Source organism: Aliikangiella marina (assembly GCF_007004765.1).
GTDB classification, from domain to species: Bacteria; Pseudomonadota; Gammaproteobacteria; order Enterobacterales; family Kangiellaceae; genus Aliikangiella; species Aliikangiella marina.
Genome location: NZ_VIKR01000001.1, coordinates 352,774 through 375,529, shown reverse-complemented (window position 1 = coordinate 375,529; position 22,756 = coordinate 352,774). Strand labels below are relative to the sequence as shown.

Here is a 22,756-nt window from a genome sequence, read left to right as displayed (position 1 = left end):
GTCGCTAACTGCAGGAGAACAGAATGGATCGAGTTAGACCGCCCGCCGTTGCCGGTAGCTTTTATCCTGGTGACCAAGTAAATTTAAGCCACTTGGTTGATGACTTAATATCCCATAGCGAATCTCATTTTAGTTATAATGCTCGTGGATTCATTGTGCCCCACGCTGGCTATCAATATTCGGGAAGCACAGCGGCAGAAGCTTACGCATTGATTGCAAAACAAAAAGCTGAGATAAAACGAGTCGTCTTACTCGGACCATGTCACAGAGAATGGATAGCGGGAATTGCGGTTCCTTCTTGTGATAAGTTTTCATCGCCGCTTGGTGATATCCCATTAGATATTGAAGCCATTAACCTACTGGCTAAACTTCCGCAGGTATCAGTCTCTGATAAAGCGCATAAAGAAGAGCACTCACTCGAAGTACAACTGCCTTTTCTTCAACGAGCCCTTGATGAATTTCAATTAATACCGTTAGCGGTGGGTGATGCAACCCCAGAAGAAGTCGCCGAGGTAATCGAGACTCTTTGGAAACTAGAAAACACGATTGTTGTTGTCAGCTCAGATTTGAGTCATTTCCTTTCTTATGATGACGCTAATATTATTGACCATTTAACAACCCGAAAGATTCTCGATAAAAACTATCAAGCCCTCGATCACCATATGGCCTGTGGTTGCACGCCAATTCAAGGGTTACTAGAAGTTGCTAGCGAAAAATCACTCAATGTATCATTATTAAAACAATGTAATTCCGGTGATACCGCCGGAGATAAATCGAGGGTTGTTGGATACGCTGCCTATGCCATTTACTAAGCTGACTCAAAAAGATAAACAAATAATCTTGCAAACAGCTCGGCATGCCATTCAATATGGTTTAACTTACAGCAAAGCCCCGATTTTAGAGCTCAATAGCTATTCCGAAACGCTCCAACAAATTGGCGCTTGTTTTGTTACCCTTAAAGAAACCAACCAGCTTCGAGGTTGTATCGGCGGGTTAGAAGCAAAGCAACCGCTTATACAAGACGTTGCCGATCATGCATTTGCGGCAGCATTTAAAGATCCCAGGTTCCCAAAAGTCAACCCCATTGAAGAGCCTATGATTCATATCTCTGTGTCAATCTTAATGCCAGCCGAGGCGATGACATTTAGTAGCGAAGCGGATTGCCTCAACCAACTTGTCCCCGGCGAGGATGGTCTCGTACTACGATATAATGGTTTCAAGGCAACATTCTTACCGACGGTTTGGGAGCAACTTCCCGAGCCGCAAAGCTTTATAAACCACCTCAAAAAAAAAGCGGGCTTGTCTGAGTCTTTTTGGAGTGATGAAATAGAGATTAGTCGATATAAAACCATTAATATTGACTAAGTTGTGTTAATCGATTATCGCGTCTATCTTTTGCGAGCCATCGCCACAAGCTAGAGGCTATGAAGCTAGCCTAAAAAACTAAATTAAAAAAACGAGAAAAAATACTGAGACAAAAAATACTGAGACAAAAAACAGCCCCAAAAACAAATCACAAACGACTGGATGAATAACTTACAGTCGTCCACTTGGTTAATTTTTAACGCCCTTGCCAATGACGCTGCATTTCATAATAAAGAAACGAAGCGGTCCAAGTAATCATCACTAGACCCGTAAGCGACTCTATGCCGGTTAAGAATCGGATCGGCCCCATTGGTTCAATATCCCCATAGCCTAAGGTTGTGTAATTAGTGAAGGAAAAATAAACGCAGTCGAGCAACGAGCCATCGAAATTACCTTGTAAATACCCAAAGTTGCCGCTCTTAATCAGTAGGTAATAAACAAATGCAAACAGCCAAACCTCGATCACGTGAGCAACGAGCGCTCCCATTACACCGATAACGATCCTAAAACGGTGAACAATTTTTAATTTTGGAATTAGTGAAGTGAGCTTATAAAGGAACTCATAGTGAATAAGCACCGCCAGAGCCATTACGGCGATGTTAATGAGCGTTATTAACAAAAGGTTGGTCATTGACACTAGATTTTAAGTTTGAGTTTTGCCAATCTTGATGACTTAAGCATAGATTGTCAAACTCTGATTCTAGCCGCTCAACAGTTCCTTTTCATAAGCTCGACGATGTTTCCTCATGAAGACCACATTCTCGCTTAAGACCGCCAAAACGCGTGTCCGACTCGCTCATGCCCAAGCTCAGCGGTACCGTGCTATGAGTATCTCCAATTGACACATACCCTTTTTCCCAAAGCGGATGATAAGGTAAGTCATGAGCTTTCAAGTATTGATGGACCTTCCTGTTGTTCCAGTCAATTAGCGGGTGCACCTTATATCGCCCGCGAATTTTTTGAACCACATTAATGCGTTTGCGCGTATCGGATTGGCTTCGCATTATACCTGCAAACCAAGTAGACACATTTCGCTCGCTCAATCCATCCTCCATAGGCTGAACTTTATTCATTTGGTTATATTGATTCAGTCCATCGAGCCCCTTTTCCCACAATCGACCAAACCTCGCCTCTTGCCATGCACTGGAAACTTTGGGTCGCAATACATGCAAGTTTAAATCAAGACGCTCTGTAAGCTGTTCCACAAACTGGTAAGTTTCAGGAAACAGGTATCCCGTATCAACTAATAAAACAGGAATATCAGGCTTTATCTGGGTTAACAGATGTAAACTCACCGCTGACTGAACGCCAAAGCTTGACGACAACGCAAACTCTCCCGGAAGATTCTCAATCGCCCAAGCCACTCGCTGTTGCGCAGTTTGGTTTTCTAAAAAGCGATTAACTGCGTCAAAGTCATCTGCGACTTGCAAATTAAGTTTTTCTAGATTTAACATCGCCTACCTCATCAACAACAATCAGGAATGAAAGTCCAAACCATTTTGAACCGCTTTGATATAGCCTTTACGGATCACAAAATCGCCAAAATATTCATCTTCATTTTTAGCGTTCGCATAATCTTGAATTATCGGTTCCAGCTCAGACAAAATCTGTGCCTCATTAATATTTTCCCGATAAAGTTTATTCAGTCGACTGCCAATGTGACTCGCACCAAGATAAAGGTTATATTTTCCTGGTGCCTTGCCCACTAAACCAATTTCGCCTAAGAAGGGTCGTGCGCAACCATTTGGACAGCCTGTCATTCGAATATTGATGGCCTGTTCACTCAAATCATACTTTGCTAAAAGCTCTTCAAACTTATCAATAAAACTCGGCAAGTATCTTTCTGCTTCGGCCATCGCTAGCGAGCAAGTTGGAAAAGCCACACAAGCCAATGAGTTTTTTCTCACCGGAGATTCAACTTCTCCGATACTAATGCCATAGCGGTTAATTAATGCTTCAATCACTGGCTTAGTTTGGCGAGTGACGTTGCTGATGATCAAGTTCTGATTGGGCGAAATTCTGAACTCACCTTGGTGGACTTTAGCAATTTCCTTTAAACCGGTGAACAACAGTTTATCATCAAAGTCCGCGATTCGACCACTGTGAATATATAGAGTCAAATGCCAATTACCGACTTCATCTTGGTACCAACCATAACGGTCGCCGTTGTGCTTAAATTCGAAGGCTCTCGCTTCTGCTAATTCAAACCCTTGATAGGCGAACAGCTTCTCTTTAAAACCCGCTAAACCTAAACGATCAATCGTATATTTTAAACGAGCTAATTTACGTACTTCGCGGTTACCAAAATCACGTTGTACTTTGACAACATTTTCCGCGACGGTCAGCACTTGGTCCAATGAGCAAAAACCGATAACATCGGCGACTCGCGGGTAAGTTGATTCATCGCCATGACTTGATCCCATCCCGCCACCGACGGTGACATTAAAACCCACTAATTGCTCATTTTCGACGATCGCAATAAACCCTAAATCATTGGCAAACACATCAACATCATTGTAGGGCGGTATCGCAAGTGCGGTTTTAAACTTCCTCGGTAAGTAAGTCTTTCCATAAATAGGCTCTTTGAAACCTTGCCCTTGAGGTCCTTCTTTCGCCGGTTCAACTTCACTCGACTCAACTTTTTCGCCATCAAGCCAGATCTCGTGATACGCCTTGGTCTGCGGTAAAAGATGCTCAGAAATTTTCTGAGCCCATTCATAAACTTCAGCGTGAATCGCAGACGTCTCAGGCAATGGATTGCTCATAACATTTCGATTGACGTCACCGCAAGCAGCAATGGTATCAAGCATGCTTTTATTGATCCCTGCGATGGTCGTTTTTAAATTTCGCTTAAACACGCCGTGCCATTGAAAAGCTTGTCGAGTCGTCAAACGTAACGAGCCTGAAGAATACTGAGTTGCAAGTTCTGCCATTTGTAGATACTGCGCAGCGGTAGCGACGCCACCTGGTACCCGAGCTCTAATCATAAACGAATACAAAGGTTCTAATTTTTGCTTACGTCGCTCATTTCGGATATCGCGATCATCTTGCTGGTAGATGCCATGAAACTTAATCAGCATCAAGTCGTCGTCAGCCACCGCACCAGTCAATGGATTTTTTAAACTGGGCGTAATGGTGCCCCGTAAATACTCACTCTCAACTTTAATCCGTTCAACATCCGTGTGCGTACTTGGATCATAAACTGTTGGTTGAATAAACGAATCTTGATGACTTTGCTCAGCCACGGTGACGCTGTTCGGCTCAATAATTTCCATGTCTACACTGCTTTCGACAACATCTAATAAGGTTTCTTCACTTGCCATGATTAATACACATCTCTTTGGTAACGATTCGTTTTTTTCAACGACTTCAAATAATCTTTCGCTTGGTCCTGATTGAGCGAACCTTGCTCAATAAAGGTTTTTAATAATTCAGCCTCAACATCTTTGGCCATTCGACTCATATCGCCACACACATAAATCGCAGCACCGTCTTGGTCAATCCATTTCCACAGCTCTTCGGCATTTTCTCGTAGCCTATCCTGTACATAGATTTTCTCGTGTTGATCTCGGGAGAACGCAACATCTAATTTAGATAATGTCTTATCCTTTAAAAAATCTTGAAGCTCGGTTTGATAAAGAAAATCGGTATTAAAATGTGGATTTCCAAAAAACAGCCAGCTATCACTGTCCGCCTCAGATTCTTGTCTTTCTTGCAAAAATGAACGAAATGGCGCAATACCTGTGCCAGGGCCAATCATAATTACTGGCCGTTGGTCATCGGGTAATTTAAAATGGCGGTTCGCTTCAACGAAAACTAACACTTGATCGTCTTCTTTAAGCGAGTCGATCAAGAAATGACTGGCTGCGCCAAAACGCTCACCATTTTGATTCTCCGCAACCTTTAAGCCGACAGTTAGGTGCACTTCATCAGGTGTTGCCGACAAACTTGATGCAATGGAATACATCCGCGGCTTGATCGGCTTCAATAAGTTGACAAGCTGTTCTGCAGTTAGCTTAGTCGGTGCGATATTCAACACATCAATGACTTGGTTATTTGCTGCAAACTCAGCAAAGTTCTCTTCGGCAATCGTTTTTAATGAATGGTTAGCGACGATTTCAGCATAAGATTGAATAAATCCTTTATTCAACAATGTTATCTCTAAGCGTTCGGAGAGAAGCTTGCGAATAGACGCTGTTTTTCCTTTGTACTCGAGCTCTTCTTCACCCGTTAATTCTGCTAGCTTGAGTATCATCTCAACGCTAGCAGCATTATTTTTTGGCCAGATTCCCAAGGAGTCACCGGGTTGATAAGTGATGCCGGATCCTTCGAGTGATATTTCAATATGATTAATATGCTTGGACGAGCCTCGACCGGTGATTTTTTGATTACCGAGAATAGTAGCTGTAAAGGGATTATCCTTATCGTAAACAACTTCAGGTACTGAATTGGCTTGAGTAGATTCGTCAGTCACCTGCACATCGCCGTCAACATAAGTATCATTAACTTCAACATCAACCAACTCTTCGACTTCGACGGTCTCACCCTGACTCGCAAGCGCTGAGACTTTTTCAACAACCTTAAGAATCCAAGCATCTGCTTGAGCTTCAAAATCCACATCGAGATCTTCACGAGCTAATAAAGCTTGAGAGCCCGCTTGACTGAAGGCTTTATCAAAATCTTTACCGGTCTGGCAGAAAAACTCATAGCTTGAATCGCCGAGGCTTAAAACGGCATGTTTTGAGCCGGTTAATTTAGGCGCTCTTTTGCCAAGGACCACTTCATGAAAGTCGATTGCGTCATCGGGGGGCTCGCCCTCACCGTGGGTAGCGGCGACCATGAGAATAACCTGCTGGTCTTTTAGTTTCGCGGGTTTAAAGTCAGCCACCGACGCTAAATTAGCCTTTAAGCCTTTCTGTCCTAATGATTGATGAAGGGACTCAGCAACTTTTTGTGAGTTTCCCGACTGTGAGGCATAGAGAACTTGTGTGCTCAACGCAACCGGCTTTACGACTTTCTTTTTTATCACGCGCCGCTGAGCAGGCATTGGTTGCGCTGTTACAGGGCTTGATACATTGTTTTCAGCCTGCTGAGCCGCTGACTCGCCTTTTGCATCGGCAAGGCCTGATGCATAACCACTCAGCCAATAAAGCTCCTTGGCTTCAAACTGTTGTAATTGCGATAACAGCTCACCACCGAGGGGCAAAGCTGATTGCGGGAAATCGACTTTTCTATTCACGAGACTATTTCACTTTATGAGAATTAGTCGAAATTTTGAGCCGAGGAGGAAATTAGAGCCACTAATTAACAGCTATTGGGGAATAACTGTTGGTAATACGAGTCAAAAAAGCCTGACACAATTTAACCAAACTGGTTTTGTAACCCGCATTTTTGGGATGGGTATTCAACACTGGTTACTAAACGAGGAGCCTCAGACTGCTCATTGAGAGCAATGGATTTGAGGCTTAGGGCTTAGGGCTTAGGGCTTAGGGCTTAGGGCTTAAACATTATCGCTTTCCCACTTAATCAAGGGAAAGCCCGATGCTTATTCCTAACTATCCGGTACTTGTTCCCAACCACCCAATGTTTATTCCCAACTAAAACTGTCGTAGGACGGGAAAGTCAGTCGTTCTTTTATACCTTTTTGCGAGTTGCTCTTGGCGATTTGGTATAACTCGTTTATGTCTTTGCTGTAAGCCACTCGAAACTCCCTCACTTCATCCCAAGTCTTGATGAACTGTTGTGAGGCTTTTTGACCGCTTTCCTTATAATCTTTGAGCAATGGGCCAACAACTTGATAGGCTGATTTTAGTTTAGCCGTCTGTTGCGATTCAAATTGTTTAATTTGTTTTAGATAACCTTGATAGAGCGCATTAGCCAATTCAGTCGATGGTGAATCCGTTTTTTTGATAAAGCTTTGCTCAAGGAAGTAAGTTTTATATTCAGAAATATCGAGCGAGTCGGCGTTGGTCCAATGCCAAACAGAATCACGATTAATCACTTTCCCTGACTCTGGATTAATAATCAAAACACTGGGTGTTCCCCAGTAAGCATCTTGACCAAAGTAATTGGCTACCTCAAAGGCTTTGTCTAGGTAACCCACGTCAACAAATTCAATTTCATATTGAGTTTTTAAAGCTGTCGTCAATTCTGGGTCTGAAAAGCGCTGACCCAAGCCGCGACTATCGTGACACCACTCTCCGCCAAGCGCGACCAATAATAATTTACCTGAAGTCTTGGCTCTCAACTGTTTCGCTTTGATTGATTCTAGCGCATTGTCGTTAGCTAGATATTGGAACTCCGGCAAAACCGTTTTTTCATCACCAGCGATAGAAACGTTAGCAAAAACGAGACAAAAGATTACGACGAGTATATTTTTCAAAGTTGAATTCACCAAATTGATGTCTATTGCGAAGCATCTTAACCGCTAAAATCACAGTCATCAACATAATCTGACTCTCTATTGAACTCTCTGTTTCTCTAATTTCCAATCTAACTTCCAATCTAACTCACTATCTAACCCCCTAACTAACTCCCTATACCGTCGAACGATAAACTTAATTAAGATTAGCCTCCATTAGCCAAGTAAACACAGCAATCCCCTATCGATAGCTCACTCGTCTTTATCGCTCATGATTCATTCGATGTGAAGTTACTCGGCCGACTAAAACAATCGTTAAACTCCGTGAGTTAAAAATTACTAATCCGTTTATTAACGGGATTTTTCATCAGCTTACGCAACTCAAAGCAGCTATTTTCAGCAAACTTGAGAATTTTAGCACTAGGCGCATTGGTATACTTCAATGTCTCTAGGTAAAAATCTAAACTGCCGACAATATCCGCAAATAAGTCCATTGACTCTTGGCTGGTTCTTGTGGGGGCATTCATCAGGTGAATGGTCACATACTTAACACAATCATCAAAAATCCGGCTTGTTTCCCCAAGGTCCAACAGTAAAAAACCCTCTTTAGTTTCTTTGAGTAACTCGGGAATATTTTTGAGTAAAAGCGCTCGCCTACCACTGTCAACAAATCGACTAAAATTAATAATCAAACTTTTAATGGTTTTATGAGTATTACTTCTTATCGCTTCTTTTTCATCGGAAAGACTTAAGCTACAGTCAAACAGGTCATTGACATGGGAAAGAGTGTCTTGGTCGCTAATACTCGATTCGATGGCGGCAAGAACTCTTTTAATGATATTCATATCTGAGTGGCCGAGGCTTTGTTGTTGATTTTCAATTTTATCGAGCAAGTCGATTGCCACTGACATTCGCAATGTATGCTCTTCAACTTGAATCACGCTCAACAGACTATTTAAATTGATGAGTTTTTGCTTAAAATGAGCGATATCTGATTGGCTAACCTTGCCAACATTTAATAATTGTAACTCAGCAGAAATTTCTTTGATTTCAGTTAACAATGCTTCAGATAAAGAAGCGAAGTCATCCTCTCCCGGACCTCTTAAAAAGACTAATTCCTTTCGAATCAGCTCATCCGTTATTTCTAATTGATTATTTAACTCAAAGTAGCTTAGGACCTCGCATGATAGTTCGCTTTTTTGATTGGATATTGAAATCAAGTATATTAGTTCGTTAGCTAAACTTGAGATAGACTCCTTATTTTCTTGGCGATTTTGCTGCGAGTTATGCTCAAGAAACTTTATCTGCCGATCAATGAGCGAAAACAACTTGAGTCTTTTTAAGGTGAGCTTTAAGTTTTTACTCGCCAAGCTATCAACTAGCGCTGATGCAATCCACCAAATATCAGGATATAACGGGGGCCGACATTCATTATCAAGCTTTGCCAATGCATTTTGCATCATCTTTAGCCCACCACTCACATTCGTTCGTCGCAAGACTTCAATCAATCCAATTTGATACATTTGTCTCAAGTATCTCGATTTAGAGGCACTTTGCTCAGTGATAATTACCGCTGATTGGAAAGCCTTTCTTTTCTTTTTTTGGGTCGCTTCAAAGAAGAATGACTCGGGTAATTGCTTGGCATTAATAGTCGTTCGCAACTCATTAATAAATGGTAAAATGAGTTCAGGCAAATCATGTCGTTTATGTTTAATATGTCTTACATATTTAACGATTCGAACCGTTGCTGTGTAAATCGCTTCGGTCAGTTTTGATTGATTGCGCGGCTTAACACTTGGCAATTTTTTAACAACGGCGAGCAAATCATTAGTCAATGTTAAGCAACCAGGCAGCTCTAACAATATAAAAACGCCTTTTAAACGGTGTAAGTGACTTTCAGCTTGAATAATAGCTGACTGGGCCTCGTCATCTTTTGAATTTGACTCTAAAAATAAATTGAGTTGATTGATGACTTGTTCAGTTTCTTTTTCGATATCGTCAAGAATAAGATCCAACGACTGTAAGGATGATTGATACTGCATAACCCTAGATACCCCTTGAATGATCAAGTACAGCGTTGTCCAGTTTAAGTCGCTATCAAATCCTTAAATACTTGGCGGATGAGTGGTTAGTTTTAAAATAATGGTTGGCTTTATCGTTCATCAGCTTTTCAATGCTAATAGAAGCGAGACGCACCCAAACAGACTAATCGATTTGTTTGATCCATTTGGGTCATTCGCGTGTAAGATGTTAAAAAGTACCAAGAATACGCCTCGAAATATCTCGCAAACCAATAAATCGACACGGTCAGCCTAAATTTTTTTATGGGTTTTGTGCGACACTTGACGTTTTTAGCGCTTTTTTCTCTGTTTTTTGTGCTGAAGTCGCTATTATTTTGCCAAACGTTCTTGATTGTCATTTCTCTAATTAATGAGGTTTCTTTTTAAAAATTCTCTCGCATGCTCTCCTCCAACAGCCTAAACTCCTCAGTTTGTGGCGTAAAATATTGGTCGCGCAAAGTTAAATGATTTCTAATTATTATTGTTTTTTTGCTTGTTAGTTATTTGCTTGTTGGTTTGTCGGAACCTCCACCACCACACGCGGCAATATAGCTAAGCGCGACAAAAGCCTCAACACGATTAAAACGAAATGTTCATTGTGTTGTTGGTTATTTTAATGAACGCCTAATTTAATTGTCGGGTGATTATAAACTCGCTGGCGAGTTCCTCAAGGGATGTCATTCTAGGCCAAATTTTTCAAGTGCAACCCGGATCTTGGTGTCGTTCCGGTCCACTTTTTATAAGCCTTAGAAAACGTATTTCGGTCGGAGTATCCTAGTTTTCGTGCGATGTCTTCAATGGAATAGTTGGAATTCAAGAGATATTTCTGCGCGAGTTCCAATCTTATCGTATCAATCAATTCACGGTAGGAGCAATTGTGCTGCCCCAGTCGTCTTTCGAGTGTCTTCTCACTAATACTCAATTTTTTAGCTAAAACATGACGAGAAATAAAACCATTACTTAATGATTCTCGAATAAATTGTCTCGCTCTTGCAATTAATCCATGAGACATTGAATCATGTTTTTCTTTTAATTTAGAATATAGCGCGTGATGATATTCTGGTTCACTCGAAATTAACGGCGCTTTCGCATCAACATGACTAAATTCAATGGCATTTTCGGTTGAATTAAAATTGGGGCGCTGATCAAAATGCTTTAAATACTTTTCATCGCCACTTAAGGGCGCACTTTTCAAGTTTACTCGATTTACATGTATTTTGTGTTGATTCAACCAGTTGGTATATTGATAAATAATGCCTAATGTCGCTTCATTGATAACCGCTTGAACAAGCGAGTTTTTCGCCTGATTATCAACATAAAATAGGAACTTGTCATTGGTCGTTTTGGTGCGGATGTCGACAATATTGTGAAAAAACAGCGGGAATTCACAAATTCTTTCGCACGCTTGCATTAAATCTCTCGCGGTCATGAACAAGTACCCCAGTCCATGAAATGAATTCGGATTGATCAATTTTCCAACATTTAAGCCTATCGAAGGGTGTCCTTTCTGCTTAATAATACTCCCGATAACGTTAAATATTGCATTTTTCTCGACGGTCCCTTGTTTACCGGGGACGAAGCCAGCTTCAATTTGTTGTCGTGAAACATTGAGCTTATCCGTGTTGACCAGTTGGATCAATAAAGAGAGCAAATCCCAATTCATTTTTAGGCTCACAGTTTAAATTTTAAAAATTCGCTGTCACTTCATTTCTACTGAAAAAATAAACTACCACTTTATAAAAATATAACAACTCTCTAATTATTTTTTTGAGCCTTAATACTCCTTTTATTTTTTTTAAACACGTCTAAAAAATTAATCTATCAACTTTATGAGATAAACAAATGTGATCTAAAACACAGTCAACCCCATATGTCCGTTGTTGACTGAGAAGAGACGCTTTTCGACATAGATTATCTCTTTAAAGTCACGAAATAATACGCTTCCCTTAAACGAGCTCAGCGCAATTATTAATAACAAATATGCTCGATGAACCAATAGTTTGGTTTGCAAAAATACTTAAATATTCAGCACGCTAATTTATACCCATGCACCACCTGGAGAAAACATGAAATCTTTTGCATTGTCTCTCGCGATTTTATTAATTGCGATTCAAAGTCCAATGATTCAAGCAGAATGGAATGAAACCCCCGATTACTGGAAATGTTATAACCGGGTGTCAGGAAGTTGGACATTCGGTATCGCCCCTTATGGTTGCAATGCAAGCGCATTCGGCAGTGACCAACACCTAACGAACAATTACATACCGGTTATTTTTGAGCAAAGTCAAAACTATTCATCTGAACGTAACCGTTACATGCAAGAAACCTACTCAATGATTAAGGAGGCCGCAACTTATTATATTCAGTCGAGAAAGCCCAATGTGAGTGAAAGCGAACTATCCGCATTTCAACATGCCGCGCTTGCAGTAGCACACCAAGAAAGTTTTTGGTCACACTATCGAAAAGCCAGTCAAGACGGTCGTTACAAAATGATGCGTGGCGACTTTGGCCACGGTCATGGATTAATGCAAGTTGATGACAGAGCGCACTATACCGCGACAACTCAAGGCAAAGGATGGGAGCTGATCACGAATATTTTATACTCGCTTGATGAATATTATACGGCATGGCGATCGGCCGATTCGAAGTGGTGTATTAAACAATATGGTGGTAGCTGGAGAAACCGGTCTCGCGAAGCATACTCACAATATAACGGCGGCCCTAGCGCATCATGCCGATGGACGAATCCGAATCACCGATGGGCAAGAAATGACCGCGGTTTTGAGCAAAAGTATGACGGACGTGGATGGGAAAACTATGTTGCAAACCGCTCCGCGCCTTCGAAAATTAATGTGAATTGCCTCGCGAATGGTGGTACAAACTGTCCACCGGGCGGCGGCACCGACACCAGCGGCTGGTATAACAAATTATTACAAACGCCAACCAATGAGGCTTGCGTTTTTGATGGCGAGTCGTTGCACTGCATGAGTGATATGAGGCACTCCGCTTGTTTAACGAGCTTAGGAAATTATGATACGAGTACAACGACTCGCTTATCAAATAGCGAAATTACAGGTATCAATAAAATCACTTATGATCCGCATAAGACGTGTCTAGATAATGTCGCTCATTTAGCGCCTGTCGGCAGTTTCATCAAACTGAAAACAGCCATTAACCTCAGAGCAACACCAAACGGAGAATTAATTCATACAATACCAAAGGATAGCGTTTTGCAGGTTACCGATTTCGCCGTTTTCGATAGCGAAAAACTAAATCGGTTTTATCGCGTAAACCATAATAATGCCGAAGGCTACATTTGGGGCGGTAACAAAGACGAGTTTTCGAATTGGTACGAACTGAGCTTTCAAAAAATCACTGACTATCCTTTACCCGTTAACGGTGATTGGGTCTTAATTAATGTTGACAAGCTCAACCTGAGAGCCACTCCTGGTGGTGCAATTATTGATGTTCTCGACAAAAATACAGCAGTCATTGTTAAAGGGCTGATCACGCAAGGATCCACCAACAAAAGTTTTCTGCATATCGAGACCGACCAAAATGAAGGTTACATCTATGCGGGATACACCATCCCCAATTCAACCACAAGTTATTGGGTGAACAACACGGCTGCGCCAAACTCTAATCAAGCCGCTTATTGTCCCGAAGGCTCGTATTACAATAGTCAGTTTATGGTCTGTCAAAATCAACAAGACACCTATGGTCCTTTTTCACGCACTATGATTGATCGCTGCCAACAATGGGGTGGTGGTAGCGCATGTAGCGCAGAATTTGACGTAACACTGGACGGTCGCGATACAACTCTTTCTCGTTGGTCTACGGCGTGGTTTATGAAAATTCGTGAAAACAAGCAATGTCCATTCGGCACATTTCGACAGGCTGAATACGGCTGGCATTGTGTCGAGACTAACACTCAAAACGAAATTAGTGACGTCTACGGACCTTTCGGAACAACACTAGTTAACCGTTGTTTAGCGAAAGGCGGCGGCACTGCGTGCTATTTCAATCGTTGGTCTGCATCCGGATATCTCTATTGGTCTCAACCTTAATCCGCTACTTCGGGCCTTCGATACAAAATGATTAAGTCACTGGTATCGAAGGTTCACATAGCGTCATGAAACGAGAGTACCCCATTCAAATTCTCGACAACGAATCAACAACCTAGAAAATATCTACTATGAAATATTTATATTCCCTGCTTGGCGTATTATTTGTTTTGCTTGTAATTATCTTGTCGAGTCAATACGAAAGCGCCGAACTCCAAGAATCACCGAAGATAAAAACGCCAACTCACCAGCAGCAGCAAGCGGCGAAATCCTTAACGCCCATAGTACAGCCCATTAACCCAGCGACGCGCTCATTTCAATCAATCGAGTTGGAATCAATAAGGCTGATAGACTGTTTCAACGATGTAAATTGCGACTACCCGCAGTCGGATCCCAAGTCGTATTTTTTTGCTGTTGGCGACGACATGAAGCACTTGCTAAAAGTCACCTCAGCTAATTTTGCAAGTGGCAATATTAGTGATAATGAAGCGCAAATAATAGCCCTTGATATGCTACGCATTCCCAATGGTCACGTGCAATCCGAAGCGATTGCTTTACTAGAAAGTCTGCCGGTTACTGATGAGTCTTTCAGCGCCCTAAAGTCAGTATTTAGCGACAACTTTGACTCGATACTTCTTGAGAAATCACTGACCCTACTCCATCGATATCATCAGCAAGGTTTTGACCAGGAGCTTGATGCACTTTTTCAATCCCTAATGATCAACGGAGGGCACTTTGTTCGCCAATTTATCAGTGCCAACTTACTTCCTTTTATCAATAACTCGAACATTGAGAGCTATCGCCATTCCGCCAGTCAAATGAACAATAGTACGCTCGAATTTCGTCAGCTCATGTCGACTTTAAATGAGTATGAATTGATACAACAAGGAGGATAAACGTGTTAAAACATTTTTTATCACAAAAGAAGATGATTATTTTTTCCGTGTTAATCGCCATAGTGACTGGCGGTTGGGTGACTTTCTTGTTCTTAGATGAACCCGCTAGTGGCACTGATCAAAGTTCCGAACAGACTTCCTTATCTGCAGCTAGCCGCAGTGAAAAAGTAGTTAGACATTTTTCCAATATTCCGTCCAATGAGCACAAAAAAAATCTTCCACAATCGAGCAAAGACAATCTTGCAGAAAAAGAACTCTATACATCATTACCGATTAAAAAGAACCGAGGAAACTGGTGGTATCGCCAACCGGTTTTAGCAACCGAGGACAAATTTGTCGAAAGCTATACCGACATTACTCTCGATAGTGGATGTAGTTCCGGAAGTGCTTTAGATGCAAGTACTTCAATTGAACAAAATTTTTATGATCATCACAACCTCGATCTAACAACTAGATTACCCGAAGATCTTTTTTATTTTACGCTAACTCAATTTTGGCAGCTTCGGGATGAACACTTTCAGTTTGTCGCTATTTGGGATAGAGACATGCCGGCGCTTTATCGGTACGAATTTTATCGCTCACGCGATCCTAAATTCGAGAATAGCGTTGAGCCGATTGATTTGCCCGTTGAATTACCTGCCATCAAAGATGTTTTGAATACCAACCACTTTGTTCGACAACTGATTCGATATTTCAATGAAGCCGGCGCTAATACTGGAGCAAGAATTTTAGAATCATCGATTAACGGCGTAGAGGGTGACCAACAAATCACACTGGTGAATTCGCAACTCACTCGGTGGCATACCAAACAATTTAGCTGTGACTTAGACAACAACAATAGTAGTTATTGCAACTGTGACGCAAACAGACATTTCGGAGAGCATTAATGAAAAAACTCTATTTAATACTGACGGCACTGACAGTCACCTTGGGCGACGCATGTCTTGCCGAGGACTTATTGATCAATCATGAGACCTACTTTAAAAAAACCACTCAACAGGCCTCGACTTTGCCAGCTTCTTCAAAGTGTTTAGTCGACAAAAATACGCTAGTGAGTACAACTTCAATCAACTCAAGTGGCGTACATTTGAGTGCGTCCCTGCAAAATAATTTAACTAATTGCGCATTTACGGAAGGCTATTTCTATGAGCCCCATACCACACGAGAAAATCGTCTCATCACTGTGAATGCGAACAGCGTCTTCAAAAAGAGAGCCATAAGCTCTACGCAATTACCGGCAAATGAAAAATGCGATCTCTTCCCTGGCGTATATGCCACCCAATCGAACGTCCCATCAACCAGCGATGGTCACTATTTCGTCAATCTCAGAGAACCAGTTAATGGTTGTAGTTTCACCGAAGGATACATTTGGGAAGGTCACAGTTACAAAGGCGCACTTGCCATTCAACTAACCTATGACACATTATTGAAAAAATCGGCTACCGATTCGAGTCAACTTCCGCCTAACGACTATTGTGAAGTTCCCAAAGGACTTTACCCGCTCGCTTCGGGCGCCAGCAGTTCAGGCGCAACTCACTATCAAGTGACCTTAGCGGAAAAACCCAATAACTGCTCATTCAATTCCGGTTACGTTTACTATGATCATACTGGCTGGGCAAAGCCCTATGTTGCGCCACCGGAGCCGACTTGGACGTTTCCTTTGCCAAACGGTTATTACACCAGTGGTTGGTGTGTCTGTCGAAACATCGGCACCAGCCCTCACATCGGACAAGATATTGCTCGAAGCAGTGGCATGCGAGCCGTTGCCGTTCAAAGCGGACGGCTAGTGAGCACAACGTTTAGCGCTTCTTGCGGTTATATTTCGATATTGGAAGATGATTTTGGCACCCGCTGGCGATACGTCCACTTGAACCAACCTTCCGTGAGTTCCGGCTCAAGAGTCGCTCAATCACAGCAACTTGCAACGATTTCACAATACCCGCGTTCAGGATGCGGTAGTGGAGCACATTTACATTTTGAGCGGCGAACATCCGGTTATTTTCAAGACTCAAGTACCGGTCGAAGTTGCCAAAACGGCTACCGTGCTTGCTACTATGACCCTATCAAGCCATGGCGTACTAGCGCGAATTCGAGCCAAGCACTCAATACTGCAAAGGTCGTTAATACCAACTGGTCGAATCTAGATATTCCGCAAGATACTCACTGCAAAGTTCCGCAGCAACAACTGCCGCGAGTTTCAACGGCGAGTTTCGAAGCCTATCCGACTCAAGAAGCCTCAGAGCTTGTTATAGATTTTAACTTGGACAAGTCTAACGAATCTCATTTTAATGTGAAGGCGTTTTTAAAAGACAATCCAAACAATTACTGCAAAAACCAGCGATGTATCGTGCAATGGCAACTGATCTCAGAGTCAAGCGATGGAACTTTACGTTCTGTCTTTTTTCACAATAGAGTAAGAAATATTCCGCTTGTGAGAGAGGCCAAAGAAAAACATTGTCTGGCCCAAGATTCGATTCGAAACTGGCTATTAGTAAAAGACAACCGAGGGAAACAATGGAAATTATTACTCAATGAAACCTAAATGTTTCAGCCAATCGAATTGTCTTTTGTGGATTTAATTCGACCGATTAACATAAGCGGCGATTGACTCAAACTTCCTCCAACGACCCTCAAAGTAAATGAGGGTCGTGAGTGATTAGCGTAATGTTGCCTGTAATTAATTTCGCCTGTAATTAATTTTATTTATAAATATTCTTAATTAATTTTATTATTAATACGTCACTCTAATAACGAAAAATCGGGTACTGGGAGTTTTTCGATTTCGGGGCGTGCGAATAAATAGCCTTGGAATAGCTTTAAGTAAGGGGTCAAGTCACTCTTTTAACAATATACTGACAAATTTCATTAATTTTGCATTTCAGCTTTTTATTTTGCTTTAATTCACTTCTAATAATACTAGTCAATCGACTGACTGAGCCAACATGGCCTAATCCAAAGTAATCTGCTATCTTCCTTAACGAATACCCGCCATAATCCTGACAAATAAAGATTGCAATGTTTCTTTTACTTATTGCCTTATCTTGTTCTCTACTTAAAAGTCTGAATAAATCATACGACTTATTTAAATACGCATAAGTACCATCGACAATCTTACCTATCGTTGCTCCCTGTGGAACTGATGCGCGGATCTGCTCACTTAATTTCAGCTCTGGTATCTTGACGCTTTTTAACCACTCTATAAAGTCTTTATCACCAATAACCGATGCAATATTACCTCGGTTATAAAAACAAGTAAGCGACTCTTTGTTACCTTTTGCTACAAACCTTGCATAGGCTTCATAGCGTTTCTTTCTACCAAGCATTTGATAGGTTTGCTCACACTCTAACCAATCGGGCTTTTTTACTCCGTTCACATTAGCAGGATAGCTAGACCAACTATAATCCAATAGTTCTTTAACCATCGGTCTGCTGGTCTCAAGTGGGTTAAGATGGATATACCGTGTCAGTTGAAGCAAATAGGCGTCACTATCAACCAATATCGATTTAAACCTTCCTCGAAATATAGAACCATCAGACTTTGCGAGCCGATTATGTCGTTGAGTATAAACTCCGTTGATATGACGCATAGCCCGACTAATATTAGCTTGTGGAGTTTGTATGAGTAAATGGTAATGATTGGTCATTAAGCAATAGGCATGGATAATGATACCAAACCGATGAACCGCTTCTTCGAGTGTTTGTAAGAATGTTTGAAAATATAATGTCGAATGAAAAAGATTGATACGCCCTCTATCTCGACCACGATTCATCACATGGTAATAAGCATTCTCGTATTCTATACGCTCAGGTCTTGGCATTGACTTTCATAAAACTATTAAACTTATGCCTATGATGAGTGAAATTGAATTGTTGAACTATCAGAGATTTAATGTTTAGTGACTAAGCCATATTTGAAGTTTTTGTGGGAGATTGACCAAGTAAAAAAATCGACGAGTCAAATGCTCGGCTCGCCATTATTGGTTAAATGTTAAAGGAGTAACTTCCCCCCTTATTAACTTATTAGTTATTTGGGAATTTAACGAAGTTAAAAACCGGCGAGACAATGAATAACCTCGCCATCACCGGTCAAATGTTAAGTGAGCAACTTGACCCCTTATTAACTTTTTATATCTGGCGGAGAGACAGGGACTCTCAACAAACCTAATCCAAACCCCACAAAGCGCGAACATATAGGGCTTCATAACACAGCTAATGGTACAAGAAAATGGTACAAACAACTAAAACTTCTCACCTTCCTCAAGCTCTGGGAGTATATCTTTACTTAACTTCGTTTTTTTAAGTTTTTGCATCAATTCGCCTTGAACCTTTCGCCATTCATAATATCGTCTAAGTTGATAAATATAATCGCTTGATTCAGGTTCTTTAATGAGTTCGCTTAATTGCTCGTCGGACAATAGAACTTTAATATGCCCTGTAACGTAGCTACCTTTATCTTGCCACCCCCATCGCACATGCATGTCTGGTAATTTATTTTCCGGTTCAACTTTATAATTAAAGATTATCTTGGAGCCTTTGATTTCGTAAGTCCCATGACCGACCGCTTCGTTTTCACAAATATCACAAAAATCTATTACTATAAATTTATAGTCTGGGAATAAATCTATAAAGCGTCCACCAGTCATATCGTGGTAATGTCTATACCGACCAAAACAGCCTCCCCCTTTACATTCATCATGAACTTCAAATAAGGTCCATTCAGCCTTGTATGTTTTAAGTATTAACTCTTCGGCAGTGGCTGTATTTAAGCTACCTACATACACAATTAAAGCTATTATTTTTATTAGATTAGTCATGGCTCTTAGCTTTATACTTTGGGAAACTATCAAATCATTCTACATAACTAAAGCTCGGCTACCAAATATGAAAAAAGAAGAAGTGATGGATTTATCGAATAGAGATAATGCGTTCAGATGGATGGTTAATACCAACTTAAACTTTATCGTTCGCGCTCATAGCCACATTAACTGGGCTATCAAAGGCAGAGCGGAAGAAATCTTGAGCTTTGACGATTTAAGTGCCGCGGATAAAAACTATTGGAATCACGAGTATAAGGTCCAATTTTCTTCTCATACAGTTAAGACAACATTTTTAGTCATATTTAGTTATCTCGAAGAAATGCTTCATTTAATCTGGAAAACTTATAATCCTAACAATATAAGTACTGAACAAGGCTACGGGATATCTAAATACAAAACGTTTATGAAATCTGTATTAGGAATCGATGTTGGAAGTCATAACGCTTACCAAAAGATTAGCGAAGCTCAACTCGTCAGAAATTCTTTGCTTCATGCAGCCGGAAGAATCTCCCTAATGCAAGAGTCAAAATCTAAAAAGTTATTAAAACTTATTGAGAAGCGACCAAACTACTACAAAAATAAATCTGATAGAATCAAATTAACCCCTGAAGGTTTAATCTCACTAGAGCAGTCGGTTAGAACCTTGCTTGAAGAATTAATGGACAAAGCTATACCAACAAAAGAAGTCGAATAACCTTTTATCTGGTACTAGGACAAACTCTTGTTCTACTTATTGTTATGTTTTAAAAACCTCGATTAGAGCCACTATATTTTCAAACTTCCAGGCCATTATTGGAATTGATAAAGATACAATCACGCCGATTATCCACTTCATCCCATTTGGATATTTGTGGGCGGTCTTGATTAATTTGTTGGTTTGCTCTATTTTAAAATCTTCGTTCATAGTAAATACTCAAAATTGCTTTGAACAATGTGGCTGACAGGTTGTGCTCGCCAAAGTCCTAACCTGTTCAGTCCCCCTAATATCTTCAATATATTTCTCAAGGCTTTTCGGATCAAGCTGCTTTTTATCGACCTTTACAGCATGTTTGCATTTCACTTTACATCATCTTTTGCCGTACCAGCTAAAACTGGATACATTTACAACCCGGTTACTTTTCATGAGTCAAAGCCTGCCATAAAGCCTAATTATTCGTGTAAGTTAAACCTAGTTTAATTTGATCCAATAACTTAATTATGTTCACTTAGAAGCAAAAACGCTCATATTGATCACGTTATTTAACAAAATAGTTAGATTTCTATATGCAAGGCCCGTTGCAAACTTAAGAACCTATGAGATGAGAACCAATGCATTGAATTAACACAGACGATTCCACTAGACGCATTGTCCCTCTATAATCAACTTCAATTCAGCGCCCAGCTAAGATGAAAAGTCGTACTCAATCAGTCAAGAACCCCGACTAATTCTCCTCGCTAAGCCGCATGATTGCTAACAATAACATTACAAGGTTGACTCAGAGCCCACCAGGTTGATTTCAAGGGATATTTAATATGCAGTTACCTTCAAAGACCTTAACAATCAAGTTCCAAGAGCTTCAAGCTGACTCAGAGTTCCAAAAGCGGTTTGATATTGGCTCACCTGAATCTTTAGATTCTATAAAACGGCTAACCGACTTATTGGATCAAGGACAGTCCCTGGAGCGTATAACCGTCTTAGAGTCCCCTGAGGGTCTTAAGATATTAGATGGATTTCATAGGTTTGAAGCTTATAAACAACACATTAAAAACAATGAGCCTCTAGAGTACTCTGAGTATGAGATTGAAGTAGCGTCGCTAGGGGTGCTAGATAAACTTAAAGCCCTTGAGTACTCATGTCTGGCAAATACTAAGCACGGTCGTGGAGTTTCTCCAGAGTCTGCCCTCCAAAGACTTTTCCAGCTAATGCTGACCACAGATTATTATTTAGAAACTAAATGAATCCAGACAGGCGTAATGGCGTAATACAACAATTAACCTACAACGCAAGTAGCGAATATCCTACATTCAATTAAGTTTAATGAAAGATTTATTCAACGGGTCGTGAGTGATTAGCTTAATGTTGCCTGTCATTAATTTTATTTATAAGTATTCTTAATTAATTTTATTATTAATAAGTCACTCAAATAACGAAAAATCGGGTACCGGGAGTTTCTCGATTTCGGGGCGTGCGAATAAATAGCCTTGGAATAGCTTTATGCCCAAATCTGCAAGTACCTTGTAGTCGTCGAGCTCCTCTATCCCTTCTGCGATTACATCAACCTTGAGGGCTCTGGCCGTATTGACTATGCCAGCTGTAATTGCTTTTTTTGTCTCATCTTCCGCAATGCCGCGACAGAGATCCATATCGATTTTAATAATGTTTGGTTTAAATCGACTAAGCAGGTTGAGACCTGCGAATCCAGCTCCAAAATCGTCTATCGCCGTAATAAAGCCTCTTGATTGATAGGCATCGAATATTCCTTGTAAATGCTGCGGATCCCTGACTGGTTCGGCCTCAGTCACCTCAAATATAATCTTATCGATTGGAAAGTCGAACTTGTCTGCGGCCTCAATGGTAGCGCGAATACAAGTTTCAGGTTTGTATACAGCATTGGGTAAAAAGTTGATACTCAACTTACTCTGAATACCCAGCTCCGAGGCAATTTGTATGGCTTTTACACGGCAAGTCTGGTCAAAACTATAACGATTGTTATCATCTACCCACGATAAGACCTCACCAGCACCAGCCCCATCCCGGCCTCTGACAAGGGCCTAATAAGCAAATATCGATTGAGTCGACACATCAACAATCGGCTGGTATGCCATTGTGATAACGAAGCTCAAGGGATTAGCATTCAAACACTGATTACAACCTAGGCCTTTAAAATCCGCGGGAAACTCCATCTACTTCTCATTTGGTTATGGGTGATAGGTCTTATTTATATAGACTAATTGACGGTGTAATACTAGCGCGCGAGAAGTGGGATGGCTGATCGTATGGTCGAACTCGAGAAACAAAAAACCCGCCAATAAGGCGGGTTTTTATATCTGGCGGAGAGACAGGGATTCGAACCCAACTTGATAACAAATTGTTATCAACCGGATAGAGCCGGTTTAGCCGCTCAATCCGCCGTATTCCGTGGCCTTCAGGGCAATTTAGAAAACTTTACAAACGGACCCAAAAGGAACTGGTCGGACTGGATTTGGCCACCAA

General features: G+C 41.0%; 17 protein-coding genes and 1 pseudogene. 8 read left to right on the top strand and 10 right to left on the bottom strand.

Annotated elements, in window-relative coordinates; all coding sequences use genetic code 11:
• Positions 1–23: 23 nt before the first annotated feature.
• Positions 24–812: an AmmeMemoRadiSam system protein B gene (amrB, locus tag FLL45_RS01750; protein WP_142888068.1), complete on the top strand. Its 789-nt coding sequence runs from the start codon at positions 24–26 to the stop codon at positions 810–812.
• Positions 799–1,365: an AmmeMemoRadiSam system protein A gene (amrA, locus tag FLL45_RS01745; RefSeq protein WP_142888067.1), complete on the top strand. Its 567-nt coding sequence runs from the start codon at positions 799–801 to the stop codon at positions 1,363–1,365. The genes amrB and amrA overlap by 14 nt, the downstream gene beginning before the upstream one ends.
• Before the next feature lie 196 nt (positions 1,366–1,561).
• Here the strand turns inward: amrA and FLL45_RS01740 are convergent, their stop codons facing one another.
• The 7 genes from FLL45_RS01740 to FLL45_RS01710 form a co-directional block, all read right to left on the bottom strand.
• Positions 1,562–1,984: a potassium channel family protein gene (locus FLL45_RS01740; RefSeq protein WP_246075729.1), complete on the bottom strand. Its 423-nt coding sequence runs from the start codon at positions 1,982–1,984 to the stop codon at positions 1,562–1,564.
• Positions 1,985–2,087: 103 nt separating this feature from the next.
• Complete coding sequence (locus FLL45_RS01735) at positions 2,088–2,819, bottom strand: phosphoadenylyl-sulfate reductase (protein WP_142888065.1); 732 nt, start codon at positions 2,817–2,819, stop codon at positions 2,088–2,090.
• 21 nt (positions 2,820–2,840) lie between these two features.
• Positions 2,841–4,688, bottom strand: a complete 1,848-nt coding sequence (gene cysI / locus FLL45_RS01730) for an assimilatory sulfite reductase (NADPH) hemoprotein subunit (protein ID WP_246075727.1) — start codon at positions 4,686–4,688, stop codon at positions 2,841–2,843.
• Between the two features lie 2 nt (positions 4,689–4,690).
• A complete protein-coding gene (locus tag FLL45_RS01725; RefSeq protein ID WP_210247089.1) occupies positions 4,691–6,604 on the bottom strand; it encodes an assimilatory sulfite reductase (NADPH) flavoprotein subunit in 1,914 nt (637 codons plus the stop codon).
• Positions 6,605–6,952: 348 nt separating this feature from the next.
• On the bottom strand, positions 6,953–7,747 hold the full coding sequence (locus tag FLL45_RS01720; protein WP_142888064.1) for a thioredoxin domain-containing protein: 795 nt from the start codon (positions 7,745–7,747) through the stop codon (positions 6,953–6,955).
• 308 nt (positions 7,748–8,055) lie between these two features.
• A complete protein-coding gene (locus FLL45_RS01715) occupies positions 8,056–9,768 on the bottom strand; it encodes a FimL-related protein (RefSeq protein ID WP_142888063.1) in 1,713 nt (570 codons plus the stop codon).
• A 700-nt stretch (positions 9,769–10,468) separates the two neighbouring features.
• Complete coding sequence (locus tag FLL45_RS01710) at positions 10,469–11,449, bottom strand: AraC family transcriptional regulator (RefSeq protein WP_142888062.1); 981 nt, start codon at positions 11,447–11,449, stop codon at positions 10,469–10,471.
• 403 nt (positions 11,450–11,852) lie between these two features.
• Here FLL45_RS01710 and FLL45_RS01705 point away from each other — a divergent pair, with 403 nt between their 5' ends.
• The 4 genes from FLL45_RS01705 to FLL45_RS01690 all read left to right on the top strand — a co-directional run bounded on the left by FLL45_RS01705 (position 11,853) and on the right by FLL45_RS01690 (position 17,288).
• Positions 11,853–13,853 (top strand): SH3 domain-containing protein, encoded by a 2,001-nt coding sequence (locus FLL45_RS01705; protein ID WP_142888061.1) that lies wholly within the window; start codon positions 11,853–11,855, stop codon positions 13,851–13,853.
• Between the two features lie 128 nt (positions 13,854–13,981).
• Positions 13,982–14,746 (top strand): hypothetical protein, encoded by a 765-nt coding sequence (locus FLL45_RS01700; RefSeq protein WP_142888060.1) that lies wholly within the window; start codon positions 13,982–13,984, stop codon positions 14,744–14,746.
• A gap of 2 nt (positions 14,747–14,748) precedes the next feature.
• On the top strand, positions 14,749–15,633 hold the full coding sequence (locus FLL45_RS01695; protein WP_142888059.1) for a hypothetical protein: 885 nt from the start codon (positions 14,749–14,751) through the stop codon (positions 15,631–15,633).
• Positions 15,633–17,288 carry a M23 family metallopeptidase gene (locus tag FLL45_RS01690; RefSeq protein ID WP_142888058.1) on the top strand — a complete coding sequence of 552 codons (1,656 nt, stop codon included), beginning with the start codon at positions 15,633–15,635 and terminating at the stop codon, positions 17,286–17,288. Before FLL45_RS01695 ends, FLL45_RS01690 begins: the two co-directional genes overlap by 1 nt.
• Positions 17,289–17,574: 286 nt before the next feature.
• On the opposite strand, the gene FLL45_RS01685 is transcribed toward FLL45_RS01690, so the two are convergent.
• Together FLL45_RS01685 and FLL45_RS01680 are read right to left on the bottom strand one after the other, a co-directional pair.
• Positions 17,575–18,564 carry a transposase gene (locus FLL45_RS01685; protein WP_142888057.1) on the bottom strand — a complete coding sequence of 330 codons (990 nt, stop codon included), beginning with the start codon at positions 18,562–18,564 and terminating at the stop codon, positions 17,575–17,577.
• Positions 18,565–18,984: 420 nt separating this feature from the next.
• Positions 18,985–19,560: a hypothetical protein gene (locus FLL45_RS01680; RefSeq protein ID WP_142888056.1), complete on the bottom strand. Its 576-nt coding sequence runs from the start codon at positions 19,558–19,560 to the stop codon at positions 18,985–18,987.
• A 67-nt stretch (positions 19,561–19,627) separates the two neighbouring features.
• Here FLL45_RS01680 and FLL45_RS01675 point away from each other — a divergent pair, with 67 nt between their 5' ends.
• Together FLL45_RS01675 and FLL45_RS01670 are read left to right on the top strand one after the other, a co-directional pair.
• Positions 19,628–20,257: a hypothetical protein gene (locus FLL45_RS01675; protein ID WP_142888055.1), complete on the top strand. Its 630-nt coding sequence runs from the start codon at positions 19,628–19,630 to the stop codon at positions 20,255–20,257.
• Between the two features lie 818 nt (positions 20,258–21,075).
• Positions 21,076–21,501, top strand: a complete 426-nt coding sequence (locus FLL45_RS01670) for a hypothetical protein (protein WP_142888054.1) — start codon at positions 21,076–21,078, stop codon at positions 21,499–21,501.
• A 177-nt stretch (positions 21,502–21,678) separates the two neighbouring features.
• Here FLL45_RS01670 and FLL45_RS01665 read toward each other — a convergent pair.
• Positions 21,679–22,227 (bottom strand): annotated as a pseudogene (locus FLL45_RS01665) (EAL domain-containing protein); the annotation flags it as partial.
• Between the last annotated feature and the right edge of the window lie 529 nt (positions 22,228–22,756).

Excerpts from the sequence above, each read along its gene's own strand:
- FLL45_RS01680 (WP_142888056.1), bottom strand. The coding sequence starts at position 19,560 with ATGACTAATCTAATAAAAATAATAGCTTTAATTGTGTATGTAGGTAGC.
- FLL45_RS01715 (WP_142888063.1), bottom strand. The coding sequence starts at position 9,768 with ATGCAGTATCAATCATCCTTACAGTCGTTGGATCTTATTCTTGACGAT.
- FLL45_RS01705 (WP_142888061.1), top strand. The coding sequence starts at position 11,853 with ATGAAATCTTTTGCATTGTCTCTCGCGATTTTATTAATTGCGATTCAA.
- FLL45_RS01710 (WP_142888062.1), bottom strand. The coding sequence starts at position 11,449 with ATGAATTGGGATTTGCTCTCTTTATTGATCCAACTGGTCAACACGGAT.
- FLL45_RS01685 (WP_142888057.1), bottom strand. The coding sequence starts at position 18,564 with ATGCCAAGACCTGAGCGTATAGAATACGAGAATGCTTATTACCATGTG.
- FLL45_RS01675 (WP_142888055.1), top strand. The coding sequence starts at position 19,628 with ATGAAAAAAGAAGAAGTGATGGATTTATCGAATAGAGATAATGCGTTC.
- FLL45_RS01690 (WP_142888058.1), top strand. The coding sequence starts at position 15,633 with ATGAAAAAACTCTATTTAATACTGACGGCACTGACAGTCACCTTGGGC.
- FLL45_RS01670 (WP_142888054.1), top strand. The coding sequence starts at position 21,076 with ATGCAGTTACCTTCAAAGACCTTAACAATCAAGTTCCAAGAGCTTCAA.
- amrB (WP_142888068.1), top strand. The coding sequence starts at position 24 with ATGGATCGAGTTAGACCGCCCGCCGTTGCCGGTAGCTTTTATCCTGGT.
- cysI (WP_246075727.1), bottom strand. The coding sequence starts at position 4,688 with ATGGCAAGTGAAGAAACCTTATTAGATGTTGTCGAAAGCAGTGTAGAC.
- amrA (WP_142888067.1), top strand. The coding sequence starts at position 799 with ATGCCATTTACTAAGCTGACTCAAAAAGATAAACAAATAATCTTGCAA.
- FLL45_RS01735 (WP_142888065.1), bottom strand. The coding sequence starts at position 2,819 with ATGTTAAATCTAGAAAAACTTAATTTGCAAGTCGCAGATGACTTTGAC.
- FLL45_RS01700 (WP_142888060.1), top strand. The coding sequence starts at position 13,982 with ATGAAATATTTATATTCCCTGCTTGGCGTATTATTTGTTTTGCTTGTA.